The 24415-nt window shown below is 64.6% G+C and carries 28 protein-coding genes; 16 read left to right on the forward strand and 12 right to left on the reverse strand.

All coding sequences use genetic code 11. The annotated features are described in order from the left end of the window. The first annotated feature begins 41 nt into the window (after window positions 1-41). The 3 genes from ACOGXE_RS03730 to ACOGXE_RS03740 all read left to right on the forward strand — a co-directional run bounded on the left by ACOGXE_RS03730 (window position 42) and on the right by ACOGXE_RS03740 (window position 5171). Entirely contained in the window at window positions 42-1427 is a 1386-nt protein-coding gene (locus ACOGXE_RS03730; protein WP_419932606.1) for a Fic family protein, read from the forward strand. A gap of 680 nt (window positions 1428-2107) precedes the next feature. After that, on the forward strand, window positions 2108-3529 hold the full coding sequence (locus ACOGXE_RS03735; protein ID WP_419932607.1) for an ATP-dependent nuclease: 1422 nt from the start codon (window positions 2108-2110) through the stop codon (window positions 3527-3529). 106 nt (window positions 3530-3635) lie between these two features. Then, complete coding sequence (locus ACOGXE_RS03740; RefSeq protein WP_419932608.1) at window positions 3636-5171, forward strand: ATP-dependent helicase; 1536 nt, start codon at window positions 3636-3638, stop codon at window positions 5169-5171. A 272-nt stretch (window positions 5172-5443) separates the two neighbouring features. On the opposite strand, the gene ACOGXE_RS03745 is transcribed toward ACOGXE_RS03740, so the two are convergent. Both ACOGXE_RS03745 and ACOGXE_RS03750 read right to left on the reverse strand, forming a co-directional pair. Next, window positions 5444-5671, reverse strand: coding sequence for a type II toxin-antitoxin system HicA family toxin (locus tag ACOGXE_RS03745; protein ID WP_419932609.1), 228 nt, complete (start codon window positions 5669-5671; stop codon window positions 5444-5446). Beyond that, a complete protein-coding gene (locus ACOGXE_RS03750; protein WP_419932610.1) occupies window positions 5668-5919 on the reverse strand; it encodes a hypothetical protein in 252 nt (83 codons plus the stop codon). The genes ACOGXE_RS03745 and ACOGXE_RS03750 overlap by 4 nt, the downstream gene beginning before the upstream one ends. Window positions 5920-6067: 148 nt before the next feature. Between ACOGXE_RS03750 and ACOGXE_RS03755 the strand changes: the two genes are divergently transcribed. Both ACOGXE_RS03755 and ACOGXE_RS03760 read left to right on the forward strand, forming a co-directional pair. Next, window positions 6068-6499 (forward strand): PPOX class F420-dependent oxidoreductase, encoded by a 432-nt coding sequence (locus ACOGXE_RS03755; RefSeq protein ID WP_419932611.1) that lies wholly within the window; start codon window positions 6068-6070, stop codon window positions 6497-6499. Window positions 6500-6636: 137 nt separating this feature from the next. After that, on the forward strand, window positions 6637-9087 hold the full coding sequence (locus ACOGXE_RS03760; RefSeq protein WP_419932612.1) for an ABC transporter permease: 2451 nt from the start codon (window positions 6637-6639) through the stop codon (window positions 9085-9087). 4 nt (window positions 9088-9091) lie between these two features. Here ACOGXE_RS03760 and ACOGXE_RS03765 read toward each other — a convergent pair whose 3' ends face one another. After that, window positions 9092-9838, reverse strand: coding sequence for a LuxR C-terminal-related transcriptional regulator (locus ACOGXE_RS03765; protein ID WP_419932613.1), 747 nt, complete (start codon window positions 9836-9838; stop codon window positions 9092-9094). A 144-nt stretch (window positions 9839-9982) separates the two neighbouring features. On the opposite strand from ACOGXE_RS03765, the gene ACOGXE_RS03770 reads away from it, so the two are divergent. Next, window positions 9983-10210 carry a hypothetical protein gene (locus ACOGXE_RS03770; RefSeq protein WP_419932614.1) on the forward strand — a complete coding sequence of 76 codons (228 nt, stop codon included), beginning with the start codon at window positions 9983-9985 and terminating at the stop codon, window positions 10208-10210. On the opposite strand, the gene ACOGXE_RS03775 is transcribed toward ACOGXE_RS03770, so the two are convergent. The 3 genes from ACOGXE_RS03775 to ACOGXE_RS03785 form a co-directional block, all read right to left on the reverse strand. Beyond that, complete coding sequence (locus tag ACOGXE_RS03775; protein ID WP_419932615.1) at window positions 10200-10967, reverse strand: SDR family oxidoreductase; 768 nt, start codon at window positions 10965-10967, stop codon at window positions 10200-10202. The two genes, ACOGXE_RS03770 and ACOGXE_RS03775, sit on opposite strands and share 11 nt — an antisense overlap. Window positions 10968-11036: 69 nt before the next feature. Next, on the reverse strand, window positions 11037-11930 hold the full coding sequence (locus ACOGXE_RS03780; protein WP_419932616.1) for an alpha/beta fold hydrolase: 894 nt from the start codon (window positions 11928-11930) through the stop codon (window positions 11037-11039). 13 nt (window positions 11931-11943) lie between these two features. Then, window positions 11944-12768 carry a hypothetical protein gene (locus ACOGXE_RS03785; RefSeq protein WP_419932617.1) on the reverse strand — a complete coding sequence of 275 codons (825 nt, stop codon included), beginning with the start codon at window positions 12766-12768 and terminating at the stop codon, window positions 11944-11946. 71 nt (window positions 12769-12839) lie between these two features. On the opposite strand from ACOGXE_RS03785, the gene ACOGXE_RS03790 reads away from it, so the two are divergent. Further along, window positions 12840-13301, forward strand: a complete 462-nt coding sequence (locus tag ACOGXE_RS03790) for a nitroreductase/quinone reductase family protein (protein ID WP_419932618.1) — start codon at window positions 12840-12842, stop codon at window positions 13299-13301. A gap of 29 nt (window positions 13302-13330) precedes the next feature. Here ACOGXE_RS03790 and ACOGXE_RS03795 read toward each other — a convergent pair whose 3' ends face one another. Beyond that, window positions 13331-14683: an MFS transporter gene (locus ACOGXE_RS03795; RefSeq protein ID WP_419932619.1), complete on the reverse strand. Its 1353-nt coding sequence runs from the start codon at window positions 14681-14683 to the stop codon at window positions 13331-13333. Window positions 14684-14840: 157 nt separating this feature from the next. Here ACOGXE_RS03795 and ACOGXE_RS03800 point away from each other — a divergent pair, with 157 nt between their 5' ends. Further along, a complete protein-coding gene (locus ACOGXE_RS03800) occupies window positions 14841-15470 on the forward strand; it encodes a PQ-loop domain-containing transporter (protein ID WP_419932620.1) in 630 nt (209 codons plus the stop codon). A gap of 7 nt (window positions 15471-15477) precedes the next feature. Here the strand turns inward: ACOGXE_RS03800 and ACOGXE_RS03805 are convergent, their stop codons facing one another. Further along, a complete protein-coding gene (locus ACOGXE_RS03805) occupies window positions 15478-15945 on the reverse strand; it encodes a hypothetical protein (protein ID WP_419932621.1) in 468 nt (155 codons plus the stop codon). 84 nt (window positions 15946-16029) lie between these two features. Here ACOGXE_RS03805 and ACOGXE_RS03810 point away from each other — a divergent pair, with 84 nt between their 5' ends. Both ACOGXE_RS03810 and ACOGXE_RS03815 read left to right on the forward strand, forming a co-directional pair. Continuing rightward, window positions 16030-16449: a cupin domain-containing protein gene (locus ACOGXE_RS03810; RefSeq protein WP_419932622.1), complete on the forward strand. Its 420-nt coding sequence runs from the start codon at window positions 16030-16032 to the stop codon at window positions 16447-16449. 42 nt (window positions 16450-16491) lie between these two features. Beyond that, window positions 16492-17559, forward strand: a complete 1068-nt coding sequence (locus ACOGXE_RS03815; RefSeq protein WP_419932623.1) for a cell wall-binding repeat-containing protein — start codon at window positions 16492-16494, stop codon at window positions 17557-17559. Between the two features lie 212 nt (window positions 17560-17771). On the opposite strand, the gene ACOGXE_RS03820 is transcribed toward ACOGXE_RS03815, so the two are convergent. After that, the gene (locus ACOGXE_RS03820; protein ID WP_419932624.1) at window positions 17772-18026 is read right to left on the reverse strand and encodes a hypothetical protein; all 255 of its coding nucleotides are present in this window, start codon (window positions 18024-18026) and stop codon (window positions 17772-17774) included. 188 nt (window positions 18027-18214) lie between these two features. On the opposite strand from ACOGXE_RS03820, the gene ACOGXE_RS03825 reads away from it, so the two are divergent. Beyond that, window positions 18215-18970: an indole-3-glycerol phosphate synthase TrpC gene (locus ACOGXE_RS03825; RefSeq protein WP_419932625.1), complete on the forward strand. Its 756-nt coding sequence runs from the start codon at window positions 18215-18217 to the stop codon at window positions 18968-18970. A 13-nt stretch (window positions 18971-18983) separates the two neighbouring features. On the opposite strand, the gene ACOGXE_RS03830 is transcribed toward ACOGXE_RS03825, so the two are convergent. Both ACOGXE_RS03830 and ACOGXE_RS03835 read right to left on the reverse strand, forming a co-directional pair. Next, a complete protein-coding gene (locus ACOGXE_RS03830) occupies window positions 18984-19163 on the reverse strand; it encodes a hypothetical protein (protein ID WP_419932626.1) in 180 nt (59 codons plus the stop codon). A gap of 114 nt (window positions 19164-19277) precedes the next feature. Next, entirely contained in the window at window positions 19278-19892 is a 615-nt protein-coding gene (locus tag ACOGXE_RS03835; protein WP_419932627.1) for a hypothetical protein, read from the reverse strand. A 103-nt stretch (window positions 19893-19995) separates the two neighbouring features. Between ACOGXE_RS03835 and ACOGXE_RS03840 the strand changes: the two genes are divergently transcribed. The 4 genes from ACOGXE_RS03840 to ACOGXE_RS03855 are packed head-to-tail and all read left to right on the forward strand — an operon-like array spanning window position 19996 to window position 23338. Beyond that, on the forward strand, window positions 19996-20478 hold the full coding sequence (locus ACOGXE_RS03840) for a 2'-5' RNA ligase family protein (RefSeq protein WP_419932628.1): 483 nt from the start codon (window positions 19996-19998) through the stop codon (window positions 20476-20478). A 56-nt stretch (window positions 20479-20534) separates the two neighbouring features. Next, window positions 20535-21059 carry a VOC family protein gene (locus tag ACOGXE_RS03845; protein ID WP_419932629.1) on the forward strand — a complete coding sequence of 175 codons (525 nt, stop codon included), beginning with the start codon at window positions 20535-20537 and terminating at the stop codon, window positions 21057-21059. 19 nt (window positions 21060-21078) lie between these two features. Beyond that, window positions 21079-22203, forward strand: coding sequence for an alpha/beta hydrolase family protein (locus tag ACOGXE_RS03850; protein WP_419932630.1), 1125 nt, complete (start codon window positions 21079-21081; stop codon window positions 22201-22203). Between the two features lie 10 nt (window positions 22204-22213). After that, window positions 22214-23338 carry an acyl-CoA dehydrogenase family protein gene (locus tag ACOGXE_RS03855; protein WP_419932631.1) on the forward strand — a complete coding sequence of 375 codons (1125 nt, stop codon included), beginning with the start codon at window positions 22214-22216 and terminating at the stop codon, window positions 23336-23338. A 26-nt stretch (window positions 23339-23364) separates the two neighbouring features. Here the strand turns inward: ACOGXE_RS03855 and ACOGXE_RS03860 are convergent, their stop codons facing one another. Next, entirely contained in the window at window positions 23365-23709 is a 345-nt protein-coding gene (locus ACOGXE_RS03860) for a metallopeptidase family protein (RefSeq protein WP_419932632.1), read from the reverse strand. Between the two features lie 58 nt (window positions 23710-23767). Here ACOGXE_RS03860 and ACOGXE_RS03865 point away from each other — a divergent pair, with 58 nt between their 5' ends. Continuing rightward, window positions 23768-24379, forward strand: coding sequence for an EthD domain-containing protein (locus tag ACOGXE_RS03865; RefSeq protein ID WP_419932633.1), 612 nt, complete (start codon window positions 23768-23770; stop codon window positions 24377-24379). Window positions 24380-24415 lie beyond the last annotated feature (36 nt).

The raw sequence follows: 24415 nt of genomic DNA on the forward strand, positions 1-24415 counted from the left end.
TTTAAATGACCGACGTGTCAATCTGTCGCTAGGCTCACAGCATGGGCAGATTCGTCGAGTTCGATTTCGCCCACTGGCACGGCACTTCGCTCCTCAAAGACACTTACCAGGCGTACGTCCCCCACCCGCTCGGTGACTGGCTGCCGACGCCGAACGCCGACACGATGGAGCGCTTCGCAGAGGCGCAGCACAGGCTTTCCGACTTGACGGACAGCATCGAGAACACGCCGGCGCTCAGGTGGTGCCTGAATCGCACCGAAGCGATCGCGTCGAGCAGCGTGGAGGGAATCGAGACGACGCTGCGATCCATCAGCCTTCTGGACTCCCTGCGAGGGCAACGAAGGCACACCACCGACCTCAACGATGAACAGGCACTGGGCAATGCACTCATGCACTCGTACGCGCTCGAGCTCGGAGACGACAGCAGCCGCCCGCTCAGCGTCGCCGACATCGAGGACCTGCATCGCAGGCTGTTCAAGGGAACGGCAACCGACTTCGAGCCGGGCCGCCTGCGAACCGAACCCGCCTGGGTCGGAGATGACCTGCGGACGCCGCACGGGGCCGCCTATGTCGCACCGCCGCACGAGCTCGTGCCGTCACTGATGGGCGACCTCGTCGAGTACGCATCGCGCCCGATGTGGGGTTCGCCGGTGGCGAAGGCGGCGTTCGTCCACACCCAGTTCGAGACAATCCATCCGTTCCCAGACGGAAACGGGCGAGTCGGCAGAGCGCTGATGCATCTCGTGATGCGGCGAGACGGCCGATTGCCGGTCGCCGCGCCGCTCTCGGCCGCCATCGATGCCCGCAAGATGAGCTACTACGACAGCCTGCGTCCGTATCAGACCTTCACCGGCGACTCCGACGACGCCGAGCGCGCCGCAGCCATGTACGCCTCTGCCGAATTCGTGGCCGATGCGATGTCAGTGGCGTGCACCTACACCACGCTCATCGCCGACGCTCTGAGCAACTGGCGTCGGCAATGCGACGATCGACGATTCCGTGCCGACTCTGCTGCCTCGGAGATCCTGCAGATCATGCAGACAATGCCGGCACTCACTCAATCGCGCATCGCCGAGGAAGTGGGTCGGCCGCTGCGGTCAGTCACGCGTGCGCTGCGCCAGCTGGTGGATGCGGAGCTGATCGCCGAGGTGCCTGACAGCGAGAGCGGAGAGAGGGTCTTCCAAGTGCCCGCGATCCTGTACGTGGTTGACAACAGACGAGATCTGCTCGACCAGTGCTGGCTGCTTCACGCCCGAGAATCCGCGAACGTGATTGATCTGCTCCAAGAGCAGGTCACTGCGGCAATCGACGCACAGCAGCACGCTCCCGAGGAACCTCGTGCGCAACCGCGATGCGGCCACGTCGGAACCCGCCGCCGCAAGAAGTGCATCCGGCGCGCCGGCCACAGCGGCAACCACTCGTACTGACCGGCTGTCCACGAGTGCTTCGGAGAGTGCGCAGCGACAGGCTCAGGACTCATCCAAATGGACGGTTACGGCGACTGGAAGCGTGTCACTGCCCGTCGTCGCCTGCCAATCGTGCAGCAACTGCGCTCGGAGGAGACTCACCGCAACGCTAAAGAACACGGGCTCGATTCGCGCCATATCCACTGTCGGCGAACGTAGAGTTAACTCTCGGGCGTCTAGTGAGACACTACCTACATGGAGCAGGCATGTACTTGGAGAAAGTAACGGTTCACGGTTACAAGGCAGCGTGGCAAGACCCATTGGAATGCATCTTGCCAGGACGCTTTGCAGTCTTAGCAGGTCCGAATGGTTCAGGTAAGTCAACAGTTGTGGAATCAATTCTTCTAGCACATCGAGAGGTATTTCCTTATGTGCCACGAACTACCTCGGCCGCCCTATCTGCTTCCGTAGACTCCCGATCGATCCAAGTCGAGTATGCGTTCGATGATCCCGACACTTCGCCGCTCGGCATCTACTGCCAGGGAACAATTGGGGCACCACAGTGGTCCACTGTGCTCTCCTCTTCAATGGGCCGCGTTTCCGCGTCTCAAGTTGACTATCCATCGGATGGCAGCTACCCAATTCTATATCTCTCACCGACTCGCAACCCCGCTGGGGATCTCGCGGGAAGAGATGCGCGCTTGCTGGTCGAACTGCTTCGGGCACAGGCATATCGTGATCGCGGAGACAAATCTCTGAGCCAACTGCGGAGGCGCCTACGCAATGCTGTCGGCTCAGTTGTTGCCAATTGGCCGATTGAGGATGCGGAAGCAAGAGTTGCCGTAGCACTCGCAGAATTGACCGACGGTGTTTCCGGCTATGCACCATTCTTGGCAACAACAGCGATCGATGATACCTTCTTGGCACGAGTATTCGAGTTCCTCTTGGCGCCGACCGGGGTTGACCGATTCGATGCAAACAGACTCGAGGTTGAAGGACTCGGTTACGCAAACCTACTACAGCTTGCAGTGATCTTGGCCACCATACCCGATTTGACTTACGAAGGGGCAGGCAGCGGTACGCAGAGCCCGGATCGCGAGTTTGACGAGCAATCCGCCAACGGCACGAACTCCAACGTGACTACTGAAGGGGAGTCGCTTGAGGATGAGCGGTCAGACGCCGATCGGAGAGCAGAAATGGAAGAGGCGGCGGAGCAGCGTATAATCGAAGATGACACGTTTTTTGCCAACAACTTCCACGCGATTGTGCTACTAGAGGAACCAGAGGCTCACTTGCATCCGCAGCTCCAGCATGGCCTCGTCAGTCACTTGAAGACAGTAGTTCAGGATCGTCCTGAGGTACAAGTTATAGTAACGACTCATTCCGACGAAATCGTGTCTGCCTGTGATCCCGAAGATCTCGTAGTTTTCCGACGGACTCCGAACGGACAACCGATTTCTCGCACCATAAAGTCATTCGGACTCAAAGCGCCGAGACTTGCTATGGCGAGACGACACTTGGATGTAACGCGATCGGCAGCTCTATTCGCTGAGCGCGCAGTACTTGTCGAGGGCACTACCGATGCCATCGTCTTGCGTGCCATCGCTCGGATTTGGGCTGGATCGGATCCAGTACGAGCCCGATTCGTTGAAGCGCTAACGATTACCGTTGTAGGCAGTCGCATCGGGCCTTGGCTACCCGACCTCTTGGCACATCCGGGAAAGGAGATTTGCGCACGTCTAGCCTTGCTGCAAGACAGTGATGGCCGACCTGTACCAAATTGGATTACCAAGCGAGAAGGTGAACGCTTTGGGGTATTCCTTAGCGAGCCGACCTTGGAACCGAGCCTCGTAGACGGCAACGAGGCACTGTTCGAGAAACTGTTTGAGTCGCTCAAGATCGAGAAGCCTTGGACGGCAAAAGAGGGCCCTACACCTGAGAGCATCGTTAAATGGCTTACGGGAGCCGGTAGGCAACGGAAGGCGATTCTGGCGGACAGATTTAGTGCACTTGCCTCCAATCGTCCAGAAAGCGTATCGATTCCTCAACACATGTCGAAGCTTCTAGACTTTCTTTGGGAGGGGTTTAGGCAGGAGCATCAAGCTATCGAAGCAAACTGTTAACCGGCGCGCACCGGGGTGCATTACCCCATAATCTCCAACGAGCGTTTTACTCATATCAACTACCGCCCCATGTGATGAATGCCGCGACAACATGTTGATTCCAGCAATGACAAGCGAGCAACTGCGGGCTGCGACGAGTAATTCCAGACTGTGCTATGTCAAAGCAGGTCCCGGCTCAGGCAAGACTCTCTTGGCCTCGGAAGCTTACGGACGCTTACGATACAGACACCATCAGCTCTCAAGGCGAGGAGTATTAGGGATTACATTTGCGCGATCGGCGCGACGGGAGCTCGAACACCGGATTCGACTACGTTGGGGAGATCGCGCGATAGAATCACCAAACGCAATCTGCACCTTTGACCAGTTTCATCGCCGCATTGTACAATCCCTGATCACTAAAGGTCTTGTCAAGTGGCCTGGTCCATCACCGCCCATGCACTTCTTGGATGCCTGGCCATCGGAATATGGAGCGACGCCACGACCGGGCCGTAAGTCCCGGTGCATGCTTACGCTCGACGACGATGGAATAGTAGCGATCTCCCGTACCACTGACAAGACCCTCGCTCCTAGTCCCGCTTTCGTGGACGCAACTGCCTTTCGTGAGGCGCTAGCTAAGGGCGTTTGTACACACGCAGATGTGCGCAATATTCTCAGGCAAGCTTGCGATAGAAGTCGACATCCAAGACTGGTCGACGCGATACTTGAATATATGTATCAAACGATCTGCCATCTGGTGGTGGACGAAGCCTTTGACATGAACCTACTTGACTTGGCCATGCTCCGGCTCGCCATTGAGGCTGATGTACCTGTGATGATAGTTGGCGATCCCTGGCAGAGCCTTTACGAGTTCAGAGGTTCATCTCCTGCGAATGTACGTACTTTGATTGAGGACTATCAGTTCACAGAATTCGAGATCGCAGGGTCCCATCGTTATGAATCGGATGAAATGAGGCAACTGTCTAACAGCCTGTTTCACGGCGATCCCTTTGTTCTGCACGGTGCTAGAGAAGGTGAGGAGTTCGACGTAGCCTTGGCTCACGATTGGATGACGCTTTGGTCTGAGCAACGCCACTTGATTCTACCTGCTGGAGTTCCATCCAATATCGATGGCGGTTCAATGGCCCATGCCTTTACAATTCTCTTGAACAAGATAGTTGAAGCGCGCTTCGGCATCGAAGTTTCTAGAGCATCAGTCTCCATGCGAGCTATATCGCCATCCAAGCTCGATTCGCAATTGGGTGAACCTCTGAAACTCATGCGTGACAGCGACGCCAGTGAAGAGCAAATTTGGAACGCTCTAAGACACTCCTTCCAGCCCAAGAGCTCGCGCAAGTGGTCGGAGCCTCGGAAGATCGCTAAAGACTGTCTTCGTAGCCTTATGCGAATAGTGAGACAGGGCGGTGACCCAATCCTAGGTCTCTCCATTCACCAAGCTAAAGGATTGGAGTGGGCTAGGGTCCTTTTCCTTGATGGAGAACTGACGACCGCCACGGGCTATGCAAACGTACTGGATGTTAATGAACACTCTCACCGAAGTGTCTATGTAGGCCTTACACGAGCCAAAAAATCAGTCCGTGTATTGAACGTGTACAGAGCCGCAAGCCACGCTCAACGCGCAAAGATCGAGCACATACACTTCTAGTGGCTGTCGACATGTTGCACGACTACAACTGCCACCGAGACCACACCGTCGTCGGCGGCCCGCCCGCATCACGCGCACACAACCTCACGCGAAGTGACAGCTAGCTGCTCAGGATCGTCACGTCTTGGGCCCCCCGAAGCGGACAGGCGATGAGTTCTGCGACAGCGAGACTCAGCGCTACGGGACGCTGGTGGTTGAGTTCGTCGGCTTGACAAGCCGCAAGCCCTCGGACATAGGCACCATTGTGAGCGAAGACTGACCCGGAACCGGTACTAGCGAGTCGCCCGCTCCCATTCCTCGCGAGAGATCCCTGCCTGCTCAAGGATGATCGCTAGCAGCTGCGGGCCGACATCTGGGCCGTGCGGGTTCGGCAGCCGCAGCTTGCGCTTGCCCCTGTGCATCATCTGGTGCTTGCTGCCACGCCATGGACCGCTCCAACCCAGGCGCCGCAGCGCCTTGATGAGATCCCGGCGGGCCACCGGCCCGAGCCGTCGGCTCATCGGGTGGCGTAGAGGCTTACCCCGTCAATGCTGGGAATGTCGTCGTCACCGTGTTCGATCTTGAGAGCAGCCCAGTCGATGAGCACTTCCACCAACTCGGTCTTCGCTGCTCGCACATCTGTGCCCTGAGCCCAGACTCCGTCGATCCCGGCGACGGTCGCGACCACCCCAGCCGGTTCATCGATCTCCCGCAACTTGGCGTGCTTGGCTGCTGCCTCGGCCCACTTCACGACGTCACTGCGCTCCACCCCGTCAGTCTGTCATGAGGAACCCGCGCCGCCAGCATGGATTTCTCGCAGATCCCTGGGCTAGGCGCAGCCAGGATGCTGGATTCATGCAGCGGGCATATGTTGGTGCCCAATCTCGAACCCGCTCGGCTGCACGAAAGGACCCCACATGCGACCCATGAGCAACTCTGAGGCGTTGGAGTTCTTGGCCGAGGGCTCGCGGACGGGCAAGCTGGCATGGGTGGCATCCGATGGGCGGCCTCACGTTGCTCCGATCTGGTTCATCGTCGAAGACGGCGACCTGCTGTTCGCTACCGGCACGCGCAGCGGCAAGGCGCTTGCCATGGCTCGCGAGCCTCGTGTTTCGCTGGTCGTGGACACCGAAGCACCGCCGTACGCATTCGTGAAAGTGGACGGGGTGGTCGAGATCTCCGCAGACGTCGACGAGATCCGGCGTGTGTCAACGCTGGCCGGCGGCCGCTACATGGGCGCCGACCAGGCCGAGTCGTTCGGCGAGCGCAACTCCGGCCCAGGCGAGTGCCTGATACGACTGCGCCCCACCAGCATCACCGGCGTCGACGGAGTGGCTGACTGGGACTGACAACCGGCGGCGTCGCTGTTCGCCCAGCGAGATAACTGCCACGAGTGTGGCATGCCACTAGAGTCCCGCACATGCCGCAATTGGGGCATATCTGTGACTCTCATATGCCGAATCAACGGCACCAGTAGGCCGCGAGCGTGCCGCTTCTTCGTTTGCGCTGGTCTCTGCGGGAAGGACGCAGGCGCTGGATCCAGATCGTCGGCGTCGCCTTCACGCTCGCCATCGGCATCGGCAGCTACGCCGGACCCGCCAGTGCCATCGACTGGCGGCTCGACGCGACCGACAAGAGCCTCGACTTCACCAACATGTACGACCTGCGGGCGACGGTCAGCGGCGGCGGCGACGTACCTGCGGGCACCCTCGCGCGGATTGCCGAAGGCACCGACGGCATCGAGGAGTACAGCGAACGCCTGGTCGTCGACAGGCAGGTCGAGACGATCGCCGAGGGCGAGGAGCTGCTGGCCCACGGGCGCATCATCGGCGTCGAGCAGATCGGCGGTGGCCGGGGTGTCAACCGCGTTGAGGTGCTGCGGGGCGACGGCTTGCCCGAGCCGGCGACTGGCGAACCCCGCGTCTTGATCGAATCGAAATTCGCCCGCTTTCACGGCTTGCCAGACAGCGGCACATTGACCGTCGGGGGCGACACGAGCGTCGAATTCGTCGGCCATGCCACATCGCCGGAGTTCTTCTTGATCGTCGAAGGAGACGGTTCGCTCGGTCAGTCGAACTTTGCTGCGCTCTTCGCCCCGCTGGCAACGGCGCAGGACCTCGCGGGCCGCTCCGGCGCAGTGAACGACCTGGTGGTGACGCTGGAACCCGGCGCAGATGCCGACGCAGTACGGCAGGAGCTGATCAACGCTGCAGCGTCCGCGGCCGGGACACCGCTGGATGTGATCACCCGTGATGAGACGCCGTCGTACATCGGATTGGTCAACGCCCCTGCGGCCGACCAGGACTTCGCCGGGGCCATGGCGTTCTTGCTGTTCGTCGGCGCCGGATTCGCTGCGCTGAACTTCTCCTCGCGCATGGTGGAGGCTCAGCGGCGAGAGATCGGCGTGTCCATGGCGCTCGGCGAGCCTCCGAGGTCGATCGCCATGCGGCCTGTGCTCATCGGTGTCCAGATCGGCATCCTCGGTGTCATCCTCGGCGTCGCATTGGGCTTCCTGCTCTCCAGCCAGGCTGTGGCCGTCGCCGAAGCGGCGTTCACCTACCCGGTCTTCGAGCAGCCGTTCAAGCTGGGCATCTATGCGCGCGCCGCCGCAATCGGCTTCGCAGTGCCGCTTCTTGCGGTGCTGTGGCCGGTGCTGCGTGCTGTGCGGGTCCGACCGGTGGAGGCGATCCGGTCGGGCCATCTGGCGTCCCGGGGCGGCAGCCTGGGGCCCGTCATCAGCCGCGTGCCGCTGCCCGGCCGCAGCCTGGCGCGGATGCCGTTCCGCAACCTGCTGCGTACGCCGCGCCGAACGTTCATGACGCTGCTGACGTTCTCCATTGGCCTGGCGACGTTGTTCACGATCGTGGGATTCAGCAACTCCTTCGCCGCGACCTTCGACCGGGGGAATCAAGAACTGCTCGGGAACGATCCCGAGCGCTTCATGATCCGGCTCGATTCCGTCTACCCCGTCGATTCGCCACAGGTGCAGGGCGCACTCACCGATCCCACGGTGCATCTCGGCGAGTCAGCACTGGTCCTTGGGGCGAGCGTCGTCGCCGACGAGCCCGACACCGATGACGGCGAGCCGACACAGCTGGACCTCGTGGTCCGCTTCGTGGACTTCGGCAGCGCTGTGTGGACGCCGACGGCTTCGCAAGGATCGCTCTCCGCGGGAACGCCAGGCGTCGTGCTCGCCGACAAGGCTGCTCGAGATCTCGGCGTGGAAGTCGGTGACGAGGTGACGCTGACGCATCCCGCGCTGGTCGACGGAGTCTTCGCCTACGGCACACGCACCGTGCCCGTCACCGCGATACACCCTCACCCGCTCCGGCTCAACGCCTATATGGACCTCTCGCAGGCGTCGACGTGGGGCTTCGGAGGCCTCGCCAACATCGTGACCGGCGTGCCGGCAGACGGCAGCAGGCTGAATGAGGTGAAGCGGTCGCTGTTCGGCAGCGGCAACGGCGTAGCGCGCGTACAGGGCCTCGACGAGTCGTTCCAGTCAGTCGAGGACTCCCTCGACCAGGTCTCGGGCTTCTTCATCGTCTTCCGGGGTTTTGTGGTGCTGCTGTTGCTGCTCATCGCGTTCAACACCGCCGGCATCAACGCGGACGAACGAGCTCGTGACCACGCGACGATGTTCGCCTACGGCGTTCCCGTGCGACGGGTCATCGCAAACCTCTCGATGGAGGGACTGCTGCTGTGCGCCGCAGCGGCCGTGCTCGGCGTTCTGTTCGGCTATGCGCTGCTGCTGTGGATGGTGCTGTATCTGATGCCGACAGCCATTCCCGAGATCGGGCCGCTCGTGTCGGTCAACCCGATCGAGATGGGGCTGTACTTCGCCATCGCGCTCATCGCAGTCGCCTTGGCGCCCGTCTTCTCGGCCCGCAAGATGAACAAGATGTCCATACCGGGCACGCTGCGGGTCATGGAGTAGTCGGCTAGAGAATGCCGTGCTGCATGGCAGTCACGACTGCTTCGAGCTTGGTCTTGGCCTTGAGCTTTCTTCGGAAGCTGCGGACGTGATTGCGGACAGTGTGGATGCTGATGTCCAGGTCTCGGGCGATGCGGTCCGAGCTGTGGCCCTCCGCAACCAGCCGCAGTACCTCAGTCTCGCGAGCCGAGAGCTTCGGCACCGCAGCAGTCGTCCCAGACTCGCCGAGTGCCGCTGAATTCGCGGTCAGCTTCGACGAGGTGCCTTGGGCGTCGCCTTGCGCCGCGGGTTGTTGCGGCTGCACGTGTCCGACCGGTTCGTCGAAGAGATGCAGCCGCAGCTCTGAGTGCTCGGCATGACCGGTGACCGTGAGCGTGGTGACAGAGAGCTGCCGGTGCTCACCCGACGCACACCGGATCGACACAGTGTCCGGTTCCAGAGATGCACCGTCTCCAGGTTCGCTCGGTGCCGGTGGATTGTCCGACCCCCCCCCCCCCGGAGCTTGGGTGAGTCGCCGGCCGAGCATCTGTCCCGCGGTGCTCCCGAGGATTTGTTCGGCTCGGCGGTTCCAGAACACCACGGTGCCGTCAGCTGTCGTTGCACAGGCACCGAAGCGCGAGACGGCGAGCAGGGCGAAGATGTCATCCCGTGTCACCGGAACGGTCGCCACTGGTCCCCCGTACTCCTGTTCGGTGCTGAGCGCTGCGACGGACCGCTCAGCGGCTGGCCTGAAGACACCGGTCATGGGTGTCATATGAGTGTCGCTGCGCCCATGAGTATGACAGCAGTACGCCAGCAGAACCCTCGCCCATCCTGCGACAGGATCGGGAATGCCACGAATGTGCTATATATATGACGCGAATATGCTATGCATGCCGCCTGAGCGGAGAGGCTGAGCATGAACGCGATCAAGGGCTATTTCGTCGTCACGCTGTGGCGGGCAATCTTGAAGCTCATCACCATCGCTGTTTTGGGCGCCGTCTGGGCCGCGAACCCGGACAGCTCGCTCGCGATGGGAACGTTCATTGGTGCAAGCGTTCTGTGGATCGTCGACGGTTGTGATCACGGCATCGACACGATCCGCATCAGGAAGAAGCGGGCACGGGCCGCAAGTCCTAGCGGATAGTCGGCCAGGCATCGGCGTTCAGGGCGGCGTCGCTGCCGCCGTCCATGAACACCACCGATCCGCAGAAAAAGCCCGCGTCGGGCGACAGCAAGAACGCCAGCAGGCTCGCCACCTCCTCGGGGCGTCCCGCCCGAGCCAGCGGAATCGGGTACACGTCGCCGAGCGACAGCACGAACTCGAGCATGTCTGCCGTCATCGGTGTGTCGATGAGCCCGGGAGCCACCGCATTCAGGCGGATTCCGGAACCGGCCCAGTCCGGACCGGCAGCGGCGCGCCGGACCCACCGGGCCAATGCCAGCTTGCTGGCGGCATAGGCCACGATGGCGTCATCACCTGCCAGCGCGCGAGCGGCGGTTTCGTCGTCGTTCAAGCAGGCTTCCACCAGAGCCTCCGGCAGGTCGGCCATGGCGGTGCTGGAGTTGGAGCTGACGGCGACTGCTGACGGGTCTGCCCCGTCGACAAGCAGCGGTCTCAGCCCTGCGATGGTGGCCACCGCCCCGAAGTAGTTGATGGACACGACCTCGGCCGGGTCGGGCCCGGAGATTCCCGCGCCCGCCACCAGGCCGTCGATCCGCCCGCCGCTGGCGGCGGCAACCGCACCGATCATCGCACTGCGACCCGCGGCGGTGGACAGATCGGCGATGACCTCGGCGTCGCGCAGATCCACCCCGATCACCTCGTGGCCGTCGCCGGCCAGCCGGTCCCTGGTCGCTTGGCCGATCCCGCCGGCGGACCCGGTGACCACAATCGTTCCCATCCGGGTATTCCTAGCTGGAATCGAGCGCGCCCGGGCGAGTGCTCGCGCCTCGTCGACGGCAGTGACGGATCAGGCCTCGGGGCGGGCACCGCCGAGCGAGGAATGGACAGGGTCGGCACGGGGGTCGCGGCGAGTCCACTGGCCGGCCTCGACTGCGCTGAAGAAGTCCGCCGCCATCTGGTTGAAGGCGGCAGGCTCCTCCAGGTTGATCCCGTGGCCGGTGCGCGGCGCAATCCACAGGCCGGCCCTCGGCAGCACCCGCTTGAGAAAGACATTCGTCTCGATGACCGGGTCGTCCTCGTCGCCGACGGCCAGCAGCACCGGAACGTCCAGCTCGCGCAGCTCGGCCTCAAAGTCGTACAGCGATGGGCGCCCCGCCTGGAAGTTGCGCATGGTCAGCCCCGAGCCGACGGCCGAATGCTCCGACAGGTACTGCTTGAACTCCTCCCAGCCCCTCGGGTCCTTGTTCTGGAGCTGGACCCGGGTGGCACCCACCGCGAGCCGCTCGGCGGCCACCTCCATCCCCTCGTTCATCATCGCCTCGGCCGCAGCGCGCACCTCGGCCAGGAACGCCTGACGGGTGTCGCCGAACGCGCCCGACCCGCCGCTGGCGAACAGCAGCGACGTGACCCGCTCCCGATATCGCAGCGCGAACATCAGGCCCGTGTAGGCGCCCATGCTGAGACCGACGATGTGGGCGCGCTCGATGTTGAGGCTGTCGAGGACTGCCCGCAGGTCCTCCCGCTCGCGCTCGAAGGTGTATGCCGCGTCGTCCTCCGGAACATCCGACGGCGGGTAACCCCGTGCGTTGTACGCGATGCAGCGATGGCTGCGGCTGAACCGCCGGACTTGGCCCTCCCACGTGCGGCAGTCGGCGGCGAATTCGTGCAGCCACACGATGGGATGCCCAGTGCCGGCTTCCTCCGCGTACAGCTCGACCCCGTCTCCCTGGATCATCGGCATGACGTCGAGCGGCTCAGACGCGGGCTTCGGCGGCGTAGGCCTTGTTGTACCGCTCCCGGCAGATGTAGAACTCGTCGGCGCTCTGGAAGGCCTCGTGGGCGATCAGCAGGTCCAGATTGCGCCGCACGAGACGATCGGGCGCCACTCGGGTCGCCAGCACCTGGATCGCCCCGTAGCCGACGGGCCCGCTCCCCTCTGCGGTGTCCCGCCCGTGCGTCACGCCGAGCAAGTACTCGATCTCGTCGAGCATCGCATCGAACAGCGTGTCCTCGGTGGTCCTGGGGATGAACTCGTCGGTCATCGAGCGCAGCGTCATCCACAGCCGAAGCGATGCCTGGATCGGCGCTTCATCGGGCTTCTTCAGGCGATCGCAGTTGACCAGGTAGGTGACCCGCCCAATCCTGCCGTCCTCCTCGGCTCGCACCGTGCCGATGATCCTCGCGAGCGGATCGATCCGGTCTGCCGCAGCGGCACCGAAGGCAACGGCGTAGATCGCCAGCAGCGTGACATGGTGCTGCAGATTGATGGCGGGCCCGCCATCAGTACTCGTGTAGGGGATCCGGTTGGCCAGCAGGCGCACGGCGTGTGCCCAGGCCTTGTCGTGGTCGGCGCAGTTGGAGAAGTACGCGCCGGTGACGAGCAGCCCGATCAGCTCGGCGGACGCATGCTCATACGCCCGCAGGCACTCGTCGTAACCCTCGCAGTCAGCGCTTCGAAGAGCGTCGACGGTTCGCAGCGTCTCATCGCCGATGAAGTCGTGGAGCTCGATGCGGCCTACCGGATCGGCAAGAAGTTCTTTGAGTTCGGCCACAGTGGCCGTTTCGGGCTGTGACGTCACGCGGCCAACAGTACTGCGCTCGGTTTTGGAACTGTTTCACCGCTATCCGCCGACTCGGCGAGAATGGCGGTGTGGCAGTGAACGTGTGGTCCGATTTCACCTTCAAGCTGGCGAACTGGGCGAACCGCACGGCGATCCGCTGCAGCGGCGGGCGCATCGGCTGGATCCACAAGGGCACGCCGATCATCGAGGTGACCATGATGGGTCGGCGCAGCGGCGAGCCCCGCACCACGCTGCTGTCCGCAGTGGCCGAACGGGACGGCGCATTCGTGGTCATCGGGTCACGCGGCGGCGACTCGAAGCACCCCGCATGGTTCCTGAACATGCGCGACAACCCGGCGGTCACGGTGCGCAACCGTGACGGCACCCGCCAGATGACGGCTCGCCTGACCGAGGGCGACGAGCGCGCCGAGCTGTGGGCGCACGCGACCGCCAAGGACGACCACTACCTCCGATTCCAGGCCAGGACCGACCGGCAGTTCCCCATCGTCATGCTCGAGCCCGCAGACGACGTCGGAGCCGGGGGCGACTGAAGCCGACTGGTGCCGAAATCGGCGGAAGGTCAACCGCTCGCAGTGTCGCCGGCGCGGATGACTTCGAAGGTCATGTTGACGAGACGCCAATCGGGCTGCGGCGACGCGGCAGGCTCCAGATCTGCCTCAGCGGCCGCCTCGGCAACCACGTGGGCGGCCGGCACGGCCGGGAAGCCCGGCCGGCTGCGACGCGGCAGGCCGAACGAGGTGAACATGCCGACCACCGCCAGCGCCGCCGAGAGCAGGAACACCGGGGTGAAGGAGCCCGCCGCGTCGGCAATGAACCCGCCCATCTGCGGCGAGATCATCTGGGCGATCCCGAACGAGAAGGTGACCGCAGCAAACGCCGGCCCGTAGTCATCGGTGGTGGTGTTGTTGACGACATAGACGGTCAGCACCGACGGCATGGATGCGAACAGCAGGCCCACCGCGACCGACAGCGCCAGCGTCGGCGCGAACCAGCCCGGCAGGATCAGCGTGGTGACCACGGCCCAGCCGCCGAATGAGATGGCGAGCGTCGATCGGGCTCCGATGCGCTCGGAGAGTGCGATGAACAGCGGCCCTCCGAAGATCATGGCCACGCCGACGAGCGTGAACGCCAGCGACGCTTGGGTACTCGTCCAGCCGCTGTCGTCTTCCAGCCGGGTGGTGAGGAACGAGATGATCAGCAGGTAGAGCAGGCCGAAGACGAAGAACGCAGACACCAGCGGCGCCCAGCCGGGCACGCGCCGCAGGGCGCTGAACCCGCCGAGACCGGTACGGGATGCCAGGCGCTCTTGGCGGTGCCCGATGGCGAGCAGCACCACGGCTACGACGGCCGCACCGATGATGAGCTGCACGAAGTAGACGGTTCGCCACGACGCATCCCCCATCGTCGAACGGACGATGCTCGACAGCTGGCCGGCGAACACGACGCCGAGCCCCATACCCGCGCCGAGGAACCCGACGGCGAGGCCGCGCCGTTCGGGAGCGATCGCGTCGGCGGTGATGACCGGGGCAGGAATCCATGTCAAGGCGCCGCCGAGCCCCTGTGCGAACAATCCGATGCCCAGCACGACCGGGCCCGGCGAGACCGTCGCGAGCGCCTGGCCAATAATCGCGACCACCATGCCGACCCGCATCACCGAGATCAGCCGGAATCGGCTGGACGCCGTGGCGACGATCAGGCTGCCCACCAGGTAGGCCGCCATGTTGACGGTCGCGAGCGAGCCCGCGACCGTGTTCGACAGGCCGAGATCGTCACGGACTGCGGGCAGCAGCACCCCGTAGGTGAACCGCCCGAACGACTGGGCGAGGGCGGCAACCAGCGCCATCAGTACCACCGCGGCGGCCCCGGTCAGCCTGCGCTGACGGGTCCGTGCTTCACTGCCGAAGTCGGTCACAGGGGTCCATGCAACCCCGAAACGGCGTCGGGCGCACGCGCATTTCGTGATCGGGGGTCGACTCAGGGTGCGACACTCTTGCGATGGCAAGGGTGCGCGACGTCTGGTGCTGCGTGCCGCTGCCGTCCAGTCCAGACCACTGCGGCACGGGAATCCCGTGAGTCAGGAACAGTTCGCCAACCTGGTCGCCGTCGTCGCGACCGCAGTGACGTTCGTGCAGGTCGTGCCCCAGGTGGTGCGGCTGCTGCGCCTGAAGCGAACTGAGGGCGCCTCCCCCGCGTGGGCGGCGATCGGCATGGTGATCAACATCGGCTGGATCGCGTACGTGATCGCCGAGGAGTTCTGGGTCACGATCCCCGCCATTCTGGCCGCGATCATCAGCTTCGGTCTCGTGCTGTTCCTGCTTTGGCGCAATGGCGCCGATGTGCGTGTCGCCGTCATCGCCGGCGTCGCCGTGGGGGTGGCATCGGTGGGCTTGCAGCTTGTGGCCGGCTGGACCGTCCTGGGCACGGTGCTCGGATTGTCGAATGGGCTGTACCTGGGACCGTCGGTGTGGGCCGCGTGGCGGTCGTACGCCCCAGTCGGCGTCGCACCGCTGACGTGGGTGCTCACCGCCGGCGAGGGCATCTTGTGGGGTTACTACGGGGTGCTCGTAGAGGCGGTCCCGATCATGGTGTACGGCAGCACGGCGTTCCTGCTCGCAGCGCTCATACTCCTGCGACTGTGGATCGCCCGTCACCGCATCGCGAGCGAGCTTGCACCGCCCGACCTCTCGGGCACGCCCTGACAGTTTCTCAAGCGGGCAGCGGGCAGGCCACGGCTCGATAGGTGCGGAGCCGCTTGCGCAGCGTCCACACCAGCAGGGCCACTGCGGCCAGCCCGACGATGGGCTGCACCGGGGCCCACCACGACAGCGCCCCCGAGATGCCCACCAGCGCGACCACGGCTTGGTTGCACACGGGACAGCCCACAGCGAGGAACGAGACCAGCCCGCCCCACAGCGTGGTGGTGCCCTGACGCTCGACGGCATCGTCGGTGCCAGATTCAGCGCTCGACGGCGGCCGGATGGCGAAGATCAGACCGATCAATGCCGAGGTGATCACCAAGATCACCCAGTCGAGCCACCGGGCTTCGATCGGCCGGCCGAAGATGGGCGTGTCGATCAGGTCCGACGGAATGCCGATGAGCACGGCCGCAATAGCGCCGTACGCCACGGCTCTCGGCCAGACCGCCCGAGGCAGCTCCCGCAGTTCCCTCAGCACCGCAGCGACGCTACCGCGCCGCGCACCCGTCCAAGCCGCGCCACACTCGTTGGCAACTCGGGAACAGAGAAGAGGATCGCCACCATGGCCCAGCACTCGTCGTTGGATCCCCAGCGGACCTTCTTGCACCTCGCCCCCGGGGGTGACGTTGAGCGGCTCGATGCCACCGCACCCGGGTTCTGGCAGTCGCTCGCTGAGCACGATCTCGACGGGCGCCTCTTCGGCGTCGTCGGCATGGACCAAGACAGCCACTGGGAGATGCACCCGGGCGGCGACGAGGTACTGGTCGGCTTGTCGGGCTCAATCCAGATCGTCCTGGACCTCGGCGACGAAGCCGAGCCTGCGACGCTCGAAGCGGGTCAGATGTGCATCGTGCCGTGCGGCGTGTGGCACCGGCTCGTCGTGAACGAACCCGGGCAGTTGCTCTTCGCGACCCCCGGGCCCACCACCCAGCACAGAAGCCTCACCGAACATTGCAGACTCCGGACCCCCAACGCTGATTGAGAAGACCCAATGCGCAGACGCGGTCAGAAAATGACTCGGTGTGTGGCGGCCGCCGTACTCGTGGGAGCCATGGCCTTGGGATTTGCTGCGACTCCGCCCGCAGCGGCCCAAGATCCTCCGGAGGAGCCCCGTCTGGCGGAGGTGACGGTTGTGCGGTACGGCGGCGCCGACCGGTTCGAGACGTCCGTGCTGACCACCAAGGCATTCACGGACTTCAAGGGGGATCACCTCGAGCAGGTAATGATCGTGTCGGGCTACAAGTGGCAGGACGCCGTCATTGCGGCACCGTTCGACTCACCGGTGCTGCTGACGCGACGACACGCAGTGCCTGCGGCGACCATGGATTTCTTGAGGCGCTTCGAGGCCCCATGGCCCACGATTATCAGCACGAACGCGATCTCGCCCGCCGTCGACCAACAACTCAAGGACGCCGGCTTGGACGTGTTCCGCGTGGAGGGATCCGACCAATTCCGTACCAGCGTGGCGGTGGCGAATCACTACGGATTCGGCGGCCAGTACCGGGGCCGGCGGGCCGTGATCTTGGCGAGCGGTCAAGTGTTCGCCGACGCGCTCATCGCCGGACAACTCTCTGCTCGCCTGAACTTGCCAATTCTGCTCACCCCTCCGACGTCGCTGCATTCGTCCGTTCGCGAGCACCTGATCTCCGAAAACGTGCGGCGGGTGATCATCATGGGCGGAACCTCCGCAGTCTCTGAACGTGTTGAGGAGTCGATTGAGCAGCTCGGCATCGATGTGTTGCGATTCGCCGGCGAGACGCGGTTTGAGACTGCAGTTCACACGGCCCACGCCACGAGGCCCATTCAGTGCTGGCGCGACGGCGAGGGCATCGCTGTAGGCCTCACTCGGGCCTGGGTGCCGTATGACGCGTTCAGTGCGGCACCGATGCTGGCCCGCTACGGCGCTCCGTTGTTGCTCACGCATCCCGACGAACTGCCGGCGGCGACGATGGACTATCTGGACGAGGTTCGCGCCGCTCAGGCCAAGTGCGACGACGCCCCAGTGAAGCTGATCGTGATCGGCGGCGAAGCTGCCGTGTCACAGTCCGCCATCGACAGCTACCTCCAACGCCTCCCGGACCTCAAGGAGTGACCGGCTCGGGAGACGGCCATTTTTCCGACAGCGCCCTCGCTTGAAGCTCACGCAATACCGGATCCAGGTTTGACGACTCTCGTTCGTAGATCGCATTCAGCCGGCGTGTGATGGCGTCTTGATCTGGTGTTTCCTCCCGATTCTGCATCCGACTAACGCTAACCGGCTGCAAGCGCCGGGAAACTCGTCTGAATCGATGAATCGGCGAAAAATCAGCGCTCGAGTTCGCGGAGTGTTTCGAGCAGGGTTGCGGTGTCGCGCAGCCAGCTCACTACCCGATCGATGCAGTCTGGGCGGGCCACGTCGAGCAGCAGCGTGGCAACTGCGACCGTGTCTCCGACCTCGTCGTCGGCGACCATCGTGGTGGTTGGCCGCAGTCGGGCATCGGACGCGACGAGCACACCGGCCGCGCGGAGCTGACGGCGCTGGACGTCGCCGCCGTCATCATTCATGAGATCACCATTCATGATTATTCAATATATTTCAGTATTCTTCAAATATCCAAATCATTTCTTTCACGCCTATCCCTGGTCCGCGAACGCGGCTGCGCCCTAGCGCCAGGCGCGGCTCACTGAGAGCTCGACCGCTGCACAAGACCCGTAGAGTCACTGGCCAACGAGGCCCGAGTCTCGTGTCGCGGAGTGAGACCGTCCCCATGGCTGCAGGCACTGCTGATGTCGACAAGGACGAGCCGGACGGTGTACCTGGTGGCCACCGCTTCGCCGCCGCGCTACGAGGGGAAGGCCTCGCGGTGATCGCCGAGATCAAGCGCCGTTCGCCGTCACGTGGAGCGCTGAAGGCCGACGCCAATGCGGCCGATTTGGCGTCGGAATACAAGGCCGGCGGGGCTGCCTGCCTCTCGGTGCTGACCGAGCGCGAGCGGTTCAGCGGCTCCCCCGAGGATTTGCAGACCGCGAAGGCTGTGACTGGTCTGCCGGTGCTGCGCAAGGATTTCCTGCGCACGCTCGATGACGTGCGCGACAGCCACGAGATGGGCGCTGACGCGATGTTGGTGATCCTGGCCGACATCGACCATGCACAGCTGCCGCCGATGCAAGAGCTGGCATTGGAGTTGGGCATCGACGTGCTGACCGAGGTGCGCGACGAGGCAGAGCTCGAAGCGGCTGTGCTGCTCGGCGCATACATGATCGCCATCAACCAGCGCGACAACCCCGAGTCGACCAAGTTCACCGTGGACTACGACAAGGCGGTACGGGTCAGCCGGCGCTTCGAAGGGATCGACGACCGGATTCTGCTCATAGCGGCCTCGGGCATCGGCGTGCCCGGCGGCACGTCCATGCGGGCGATTGCAGAAGCCGGCTACGACGCCGCCCTGATCGGCGAGGCCCTCGTAGTGGCCGACGATCCCCCGGAGTTGCTCCGAGACCTGCTGGCTGACGCGGCCGAGTAGCCGCTCGCTCGAATCAGCCCGGGGTGAGGGCGTCGGTCACGACGGAATCCGGGATCGCTCCGCTGCCTCGCTGTTCGGTCTCGTCGGCCCGGATGAGCAGCCAGCGGGGGTGATAGCTGATGCCCAGCGCTCTTGCGAGCTGACCATCCTCGTCGGGCAAGTTCGGCAGGTGGCCGAGGCCGTACGTACTCACGAATGACGACATGGCCGACTTGGTGTCATGCCCGCCAACGCTGACGAGGGCCAGGTTGTCGCCGTGTTGTGTCTTCAGCGCTGCGACCGCAGGCGCTTCCCGCCGGCAGTTCGATCACCACGGTGCCCAGAACCACACCAGCACGTCGCGGCCGGCGAGTGCCTCGACTTTGAAGGTGGTGCCGTCGAGCTGCGGCACCGCCAGTGCGAGCACCTTGGATCGATCTTCCGTCGGCTCGGGTTCGATGACCGCTTCTTCAACTTCCTCGACCTCTTCGACCTCCTCGACCTCCTCGACCTCTTCGACTTCTTCCACCCCGTCGACTTCCTCGATCTCCTCGACCTCTTCGACCTCTTCGATCTCCTCGACCTCTTCGATCTCCTCGACCTCGTCGACCTCTTCGGCTTCTTCCACCCCGTCGATTTCTTGGATCTCCTCGACCTCTTCGACTGCGTCGATCTCGTCGCCGGCGGCGTCGGCAACCACGGCAACAGTGGTTTCGGGGATGGTGTTCTCGTCAGTGACCGGCGCTTCCGTCGTCGTCACCTCCGTTGGCGATTCCGTCGTCGCCACTGCCGTCGATCCGACTACCGGTGCAGCTGTCGTTGCCGCTGCCTCCTGCGCCACGGTCTGAGGTGTCTCGTCGCTGTCGCTGCTGCAGCCGGCGAGCAGGCCCGCACCCACGACGCACGACGCAGCGATCAGAGCCGCTCGGCGCAGTACCAGCATCACCCTTGCGAGCGTAACCCGCCTCTGCGCCCGCTCTGGAGCCGCATCGAGCCTGGGTCCCCGTGTCTCCAGCACGGCCGAGACGCACCGCTAGGTTCGCGCCGTGCCGCGCCTGTTCGTCGCCGTGTGGCCGCCCCCCTCCGTCGTCGACGAACTGGCTGGGCTGCCGAGACCGCCCGGGCCAGGTGTCAGCTGGACCAAGCCGCACCGCCTGCACATCACGCTCCGGTTCCTCGGCGAATGCGACACCGGCGAAGCGCTCAGCACCCTCGGCGCACAATCATTCGGCCAGACATCGGTGACGCTCGGACCGGCGCCGGAGCGCCTCGGACGTGGCGTGCTCATGCTTCCGGCCGTCGGCGTCGACGAACTCGCCGCGTCCGTCACCGACTGCACCCGCTACATCGGCGACCCGCCGCCGGATCACCCCTTCGTGGGGCACCTGACCATCGCCCGCTTCCGCAAACGACAGCCGTCGGTCGACTGGCCACGCCTAGGCGAGACATTCGACGTCACCGAGATCAGCCTGGTCGAGTCAACACCGTGGGGCGAGTACCTGGATGTGGCGAGCTTCCGGCTCAACTAGCGCAGCTCGTCCAACCGTCCGGGCGAATCGGCCCGCCGGAATGTGAGAACCTTGCGATGCACACCGCAGCAGGGGGAGCCATGGGTCTTCACCACGTCGCATACGCAACTCGGGATCTCGAGGCGACGCATCGCTTCTACGAGGACCTCATGGGGTTCCCGCTGGTCCACGCCGAGCAGGCCGAGCGGCCACAGCCCGACGGCGGTCCGGCAGGCCACATCAAGCACGTCTTCTACGACATCGGCGACGGCGAGTGCATCGCGTTCTTCTATATCCAGAACATGGGCGAGAAGGCCGACTACAGCACCGACCTCAGCGCGACGGTGGGGCTGCCGGTGTGGGTCAACCACGTCGCCGTGCGAGCGACTCCGGACAAGCAGGAATCCGTGCGCGGGCGGATGGCGGCCGCCGACATCGAGCCATTGATGGAAGTGGACCACGGCTGGTGCCATTCGCTCTACTTCGTGGACCCGAACGGCATCATGGTCGAGCTCTGCAGGGACACCACCGGCATCGAGCCCGACCCATCGGGCGCGCTGGAAGTCATGCGCGCCCCGCTGCCGAGCGGCACGACCGCCTGAGTCGAGGACTCCCCCACCGATGGGCATCACCCGAGAATTCGTCGCGCTGCCGAGCGCCAGCGCCCCTCGAGCGGGTGTCGGCGGGCATCCCTGCCAAGGCGTGTACCACCGGCCCGAAGGCCGGGAACCGCGCACAGCGCTGATCGCGACCCACTACAACATCGACTTCAGCGAGCACTACCTGGCCTCGTACATCGCCGAACGTGGCCTGGGATTCCTCGGCTGGAACACCCGCTTCAGAGGCGCTGAGCCCTACTTCCTGGCCGACTTGGCACTGGCCGACATCGACGTCGGGGTCCGCTGGCTGCGCAGCCAGGGCGTCGACTGCATCGTGCTACTGGGCAACAGCGGCGGGGGTTCGCTCATGGCCACCTACCAGGCGCAGGCCACAGCTCCCAGCCTTGTGCCGGAGTACAGCCGTCGAGGCCTGCATCCGGCGGTCGAGGATCTAGCAGGGGGCGACCTGTACGTGTCAATCGTGGCCCACACCGGGCGCGCCGAAGTGCTGACGAACTGGATGGATCCGTCGGTGACCGACGAGAACGATCCGCTCAGCGTCGACCCCGCCCTGGACCCGTTCGCTCCGGATCGGCAGCCGCCATTCGACGACGAGTTCATCGCTGCGTACCGGAGCGCGCAGCGGGCGCGCAACGACCGCATCACCATCTGGTGCAAGGAGGAACTGGACCGGCTGGCGGCAGCTGGACACCGCGAGCGCCTGTTCGTGGTGCCGCGGCTGTGGGCAGACCTGCGCATGCTCGACGGTTCGATCGACCCCAGCCGGCGAACGGTGCCCAGCTGCTACCTCGGCGATCCGCGCCGGGCCAACTACGGAATCTTCGGCGTCGGCACCGTCAGCTCGCTGCGGACTTGGCTGTCGATGTGGAGCCTCGACGACTCGCCGTGCAGCACCGATCAGGCGAAGCACATCGATCTGCCGGCGATCGTCATCGACGCGGATGCCGATACGGGCATCTTCTCCTCCGACACCGCCAAGATCGTCGACTCGCTGCGCGGCCGGCCCGGTGCACCCGACGTCCCGATGCACTCCATCTCGGGCGACCACTACCTGACCGAGCCGGCCGGCGCCCGGGCCGAAGCGGCCGACATCATCACCGACTGGGTCGGCACTCACGCCAGGTAGCGAAGCATCCATGCCCGACTTCCTCGACAGCGAGCACACCGAGGTGCTGCGCGCCGCCGAACGCCTGGCCGATGAGTTGACGACGTTGTTCGGCAAGGTCGCCGAGAGTGACATCGGGGCGGCAGTCCGGGAGGCATCCAAGGCGGCCGGGGTGTTCGGCATGACCCAGCCGGCCTCGTTCGGCGGCACTGAGGCGGGTGCGCTCGCGCTCACCGTCGTGCGGGACACCCTCGGCAGTCGCAACGTGGGTCACCTGCCGGGCATCTTCGGGCCGTCGCCCGGCGTGCTGGCCAACGTCGGCGAACCGCTGCGCTCGCAATTCCTGCTGCCATATCTGGCAGGCGAACTGCGCAGCGGCTTCGGATTCACCGAGCCAGCCGATGCACCCCGCCACACCTGGGCGATGTGCGACGGAGACGAGCTGGTGATCAACGGCGCGAAGTCGTACGTCACCGGCGGCGCCGATGCCGATTTCATCAATGCGCTCGTCGAGATCGAGGGGGCCGGCACTGCCATGGTGCTCATCGAGACCGACCGGGCAGGCGTGACGCTCGAGCAACGGTTCGGCACGCTCGACGGGAGCCACCATGCCGCGTTCGCCTTTGCCGACGTGCGAGTGCCGGACACGCACCTGATCGGCGAAGCCGGACGCGGGCTCGGACGGGCGATGGGCCAGATCAACGCCACGCGCTTGGCAATTGCGGCCGACTGCGTCGGCCAATGCCGCTTCGCCATCGACCTGGTCGAACAGACGCTGACCGAGCGGGCCGCACGGCGCGGATCGACAGACGAGCCGGCGCGGGTCGGCACTGACCTGGAGCGAGTGACGCTGGGAGACATGCGGATCGCCGCCTACGCGGCCCGCAGCGCGCTCTATCGCACGGCTCGGCTGCTCGATGCCGGCGAGAACGCCGTCAACGAGGTGATGGCAGCCAAATCGCTGGCCACCGAGACGCTCAGTCGGATCTGCGACAGCGCCGTGCAGTTCGTGGGCGGAACCGCGCTCGTGGACGGCCACCCGCTAGCCGACATCTTGCGGCGCGTGCGCGCCCTGCGGCTCGCGGAGGGGCCGACGGAGGTGCTCGCCGCGAACGTCGCCCGCGGTCGGCTTGATCTCGGCCTCGGCCGCGTGTGAGGCGCAGCGGGCGCGCCTAGCCGTGTTCAGTCCCAGCCGAGTTCGTGCAGCCGGTCGTCGTCGATGCCGAAATGATGCGCTATCTCGTGCACGACCGTCACCAGCACTTCTTCGACGACATCCTCGGCCGTCTCGCACATTTCCAGGATCGGCAGCCGGTAGATGACGATGCTGTCGGGCATCACCAGCCCGCCGTAATCGTGGCGCTCGGTCAGCGGGATCCCCTCATAGACACCGAGCAAGTCCGGATCCTCACCGCGGTCCTCCACGAAGATCGCAACGTTGTCCATCAGCGAGCGCAGCGCGTCCGGAATGTCTTCGAGCGCCTGCTCTACTAAGTCGGCGAACGCGGTCTCGTCGATGTCGAGCACGGCCCCATCCTGCCTGGGCCGCAGCCCCGCCGTCCGCGCGTCCTCTAGGTTTCAGGGCATGCACGAGCTCGTCGTCACGGGAAACGATCCGGATGCCGCAGCAACCGCAGCGGCCAGCGTCGGCGGCGTGTGCTACACGGCCGACCCGGATGACCGTCGTGAGTTCCCGTTCCGCACGCTCGTGCGGGCGATGACCGATGATCCCGACCTGCTGACACCCGCCGCATCCGTCGGCAGCTACTTGGCGTTCTCGCGGGTCATCCGTGAGCGCCCCCTGGGGGCCGATCTCGGCACCCCCTCACCCGGCCTGACCGCCATCTTCGGTATGGTCCACCACCCCAACCTCACCCACGCGCAGGGCGACAGCCACTGGCGCGACACCCACGCCCCGCTCGCCTTGCGGCATCACCCCGGCATGTGGGACTACACCCAGCTCAGTGTTGTCGCCACGCTCAACGGACCGTCCTATGACGGCTTCGCCCTGGTCGCGTTCGCCTCGCTCGACGATATGCGTGAACGCTTCTTCGGAGACGACCACGATCGGGAGGTCATCCGTGCCGATGTGGCGAAGTTCGCCGACACCGAGCGCTCGCCTCGACGGGTCATCACGACGGAGACGATCTACCGCCAGCGTCCCCCGCTGCCGGCCGTGACCTGGCCGCACGACTAGCCAACACACCAGCGTGCACGCCGGGTCTCGCCTGTC

Origin of the sequence: Candidatus Poriferisodalis sp. (genome assembly GCF_965208555.1) — a bacterium.
Classification (GTDB): Bacteria; Actinomycetota; Acidimicrobiia; order Acidimicrobiales; family Poriferisodalaceae; genus Poriferisodalis.

What these genes read in the sequence shown, in the direction of transcription:
- ACOGXE_RS03730 (WP_419932606.1), top strand. Translation starts at nt 42, where the DNA reads ATGGGCAGATTCGTCGAGTTCGATTTCGCCCACTGGCACGGCACTTCG.
- ACOGXE_RS03740 (WP_419932608.1), top strand. Translation starts at nt 3,636, where the DNA reads ATGACAAGCGAGCAACTGCGGGCTGCGACGAGTAATTCCAGACTGTGC.
- ACOGXE_RS03745 (WP_419932609.1), bottom strand. Translation starts at nt 5,671, where the DNA reads ATGAGCCGACGGCTCGGGCCGGTGGCCCGCCGGGATCTCATCAAGGCG.
- ACOGXE_RS03755 (WP_419932611.1), top strand. Translation starts at nt 6,068, where the DNA reads ATGCGACCCATGAGCAACTCTGAGGCGTTGGAGTTCTTGGCCGAGGGC.
- ACOGXE_RS03765 (WP_419932613.1), bottom strand. Translation starts at nt 9,838, where the DNA reads ATGACACCCATGACCGGTGTCTTCAGGCCAGCCGCTGAGCGGTCCGTC.
- ACOGXE_RS03770 (WP_419932614.1), top strand. Translation starts at nt 9,983, where the DNA reads ATGAACGCGATCAAGGGCTATTTCGTCGTCACGCTGTGGCGGGCAATC.
- ACOGXE_RS03775 (WP_419932615.1), bottom strand. Translation starts at nt 10,967, where the DNA reads ATGGGAACGATTGTGGTCACCGGGTCCGCCGGCGGGATCGGCCAAGCG.
- ACOGXE_RS03780 (WP_419932616.1), bottom strand. Translation starts at nt 11,930, where the DNA reads ATGCCGATGATCCAGGGAGACGGGGTCGAGCTGTACGCGGAGGAAGCC.
- ACOGXE_RS03810 (WP_419932622.1), top strand. Translation starts at nt 16,030, where the DNA reads ATGGCCCAGCACTCGTCGTTGGATCCCCAGCGGACCTTCTTGCACCTC.
- ACOGXE_RS03820 (WP_419932624.1), bottom strand. Translation starts at nt 18,026, where the DNA reads ATGAATGGTGATCTCATGAATGATGACGGCGGCGACGTCCAGCGCCGT.
- ACOGXE_RS03825 (WP_419932625.1), top strand. Translation starts at nt 18,215, where the DNA reads ATGGCTGCAGGCACTGCTGATGTCGACAAGGACGAGCCGGACGGTGTA.
- ACOGXE_RS03835 (WP_419932627.1), bottom strand. Translation starts at nt 19,892, where the DNA reads ATGCTGGTACTGCGCCGAGCGGCTCTGATCGCTGCGTCGTGCGTCGTG.
- ACOGXE_RS03845 (WP_419932629.1), top strand. Translation starts at nt 20,535, where the DNA reads ATGCACACCGCAGCAGGGGGAGCCATGGGTCTTCACCACGTCGCATAC.
- ACOGXE_RS03850 (WP_419932630.1), top strand. Translation starts at nt 21,079, where the DNA reads ATGGGCATCACCCGAGAATTCGTCGCGCTGCCGAGCGCCAGCGCCCCT.
- ACOGXE_RS03855 (WP_419932631.1), top strand. Translation starts at nt 22,214, where the DNA reads ATGCCCGACTTCCTCGACAGCGAGCACACCGAGGTGCTGCGCGCCGCC.
- ACOGXE_RS03865 (WP_419932633.1), top strand. Translation starts at nt 23,768, where the DNA reads ATGCACGAGCTCGTCGTCACGGGAAACGATCCGGATGCCGCAGCAACC.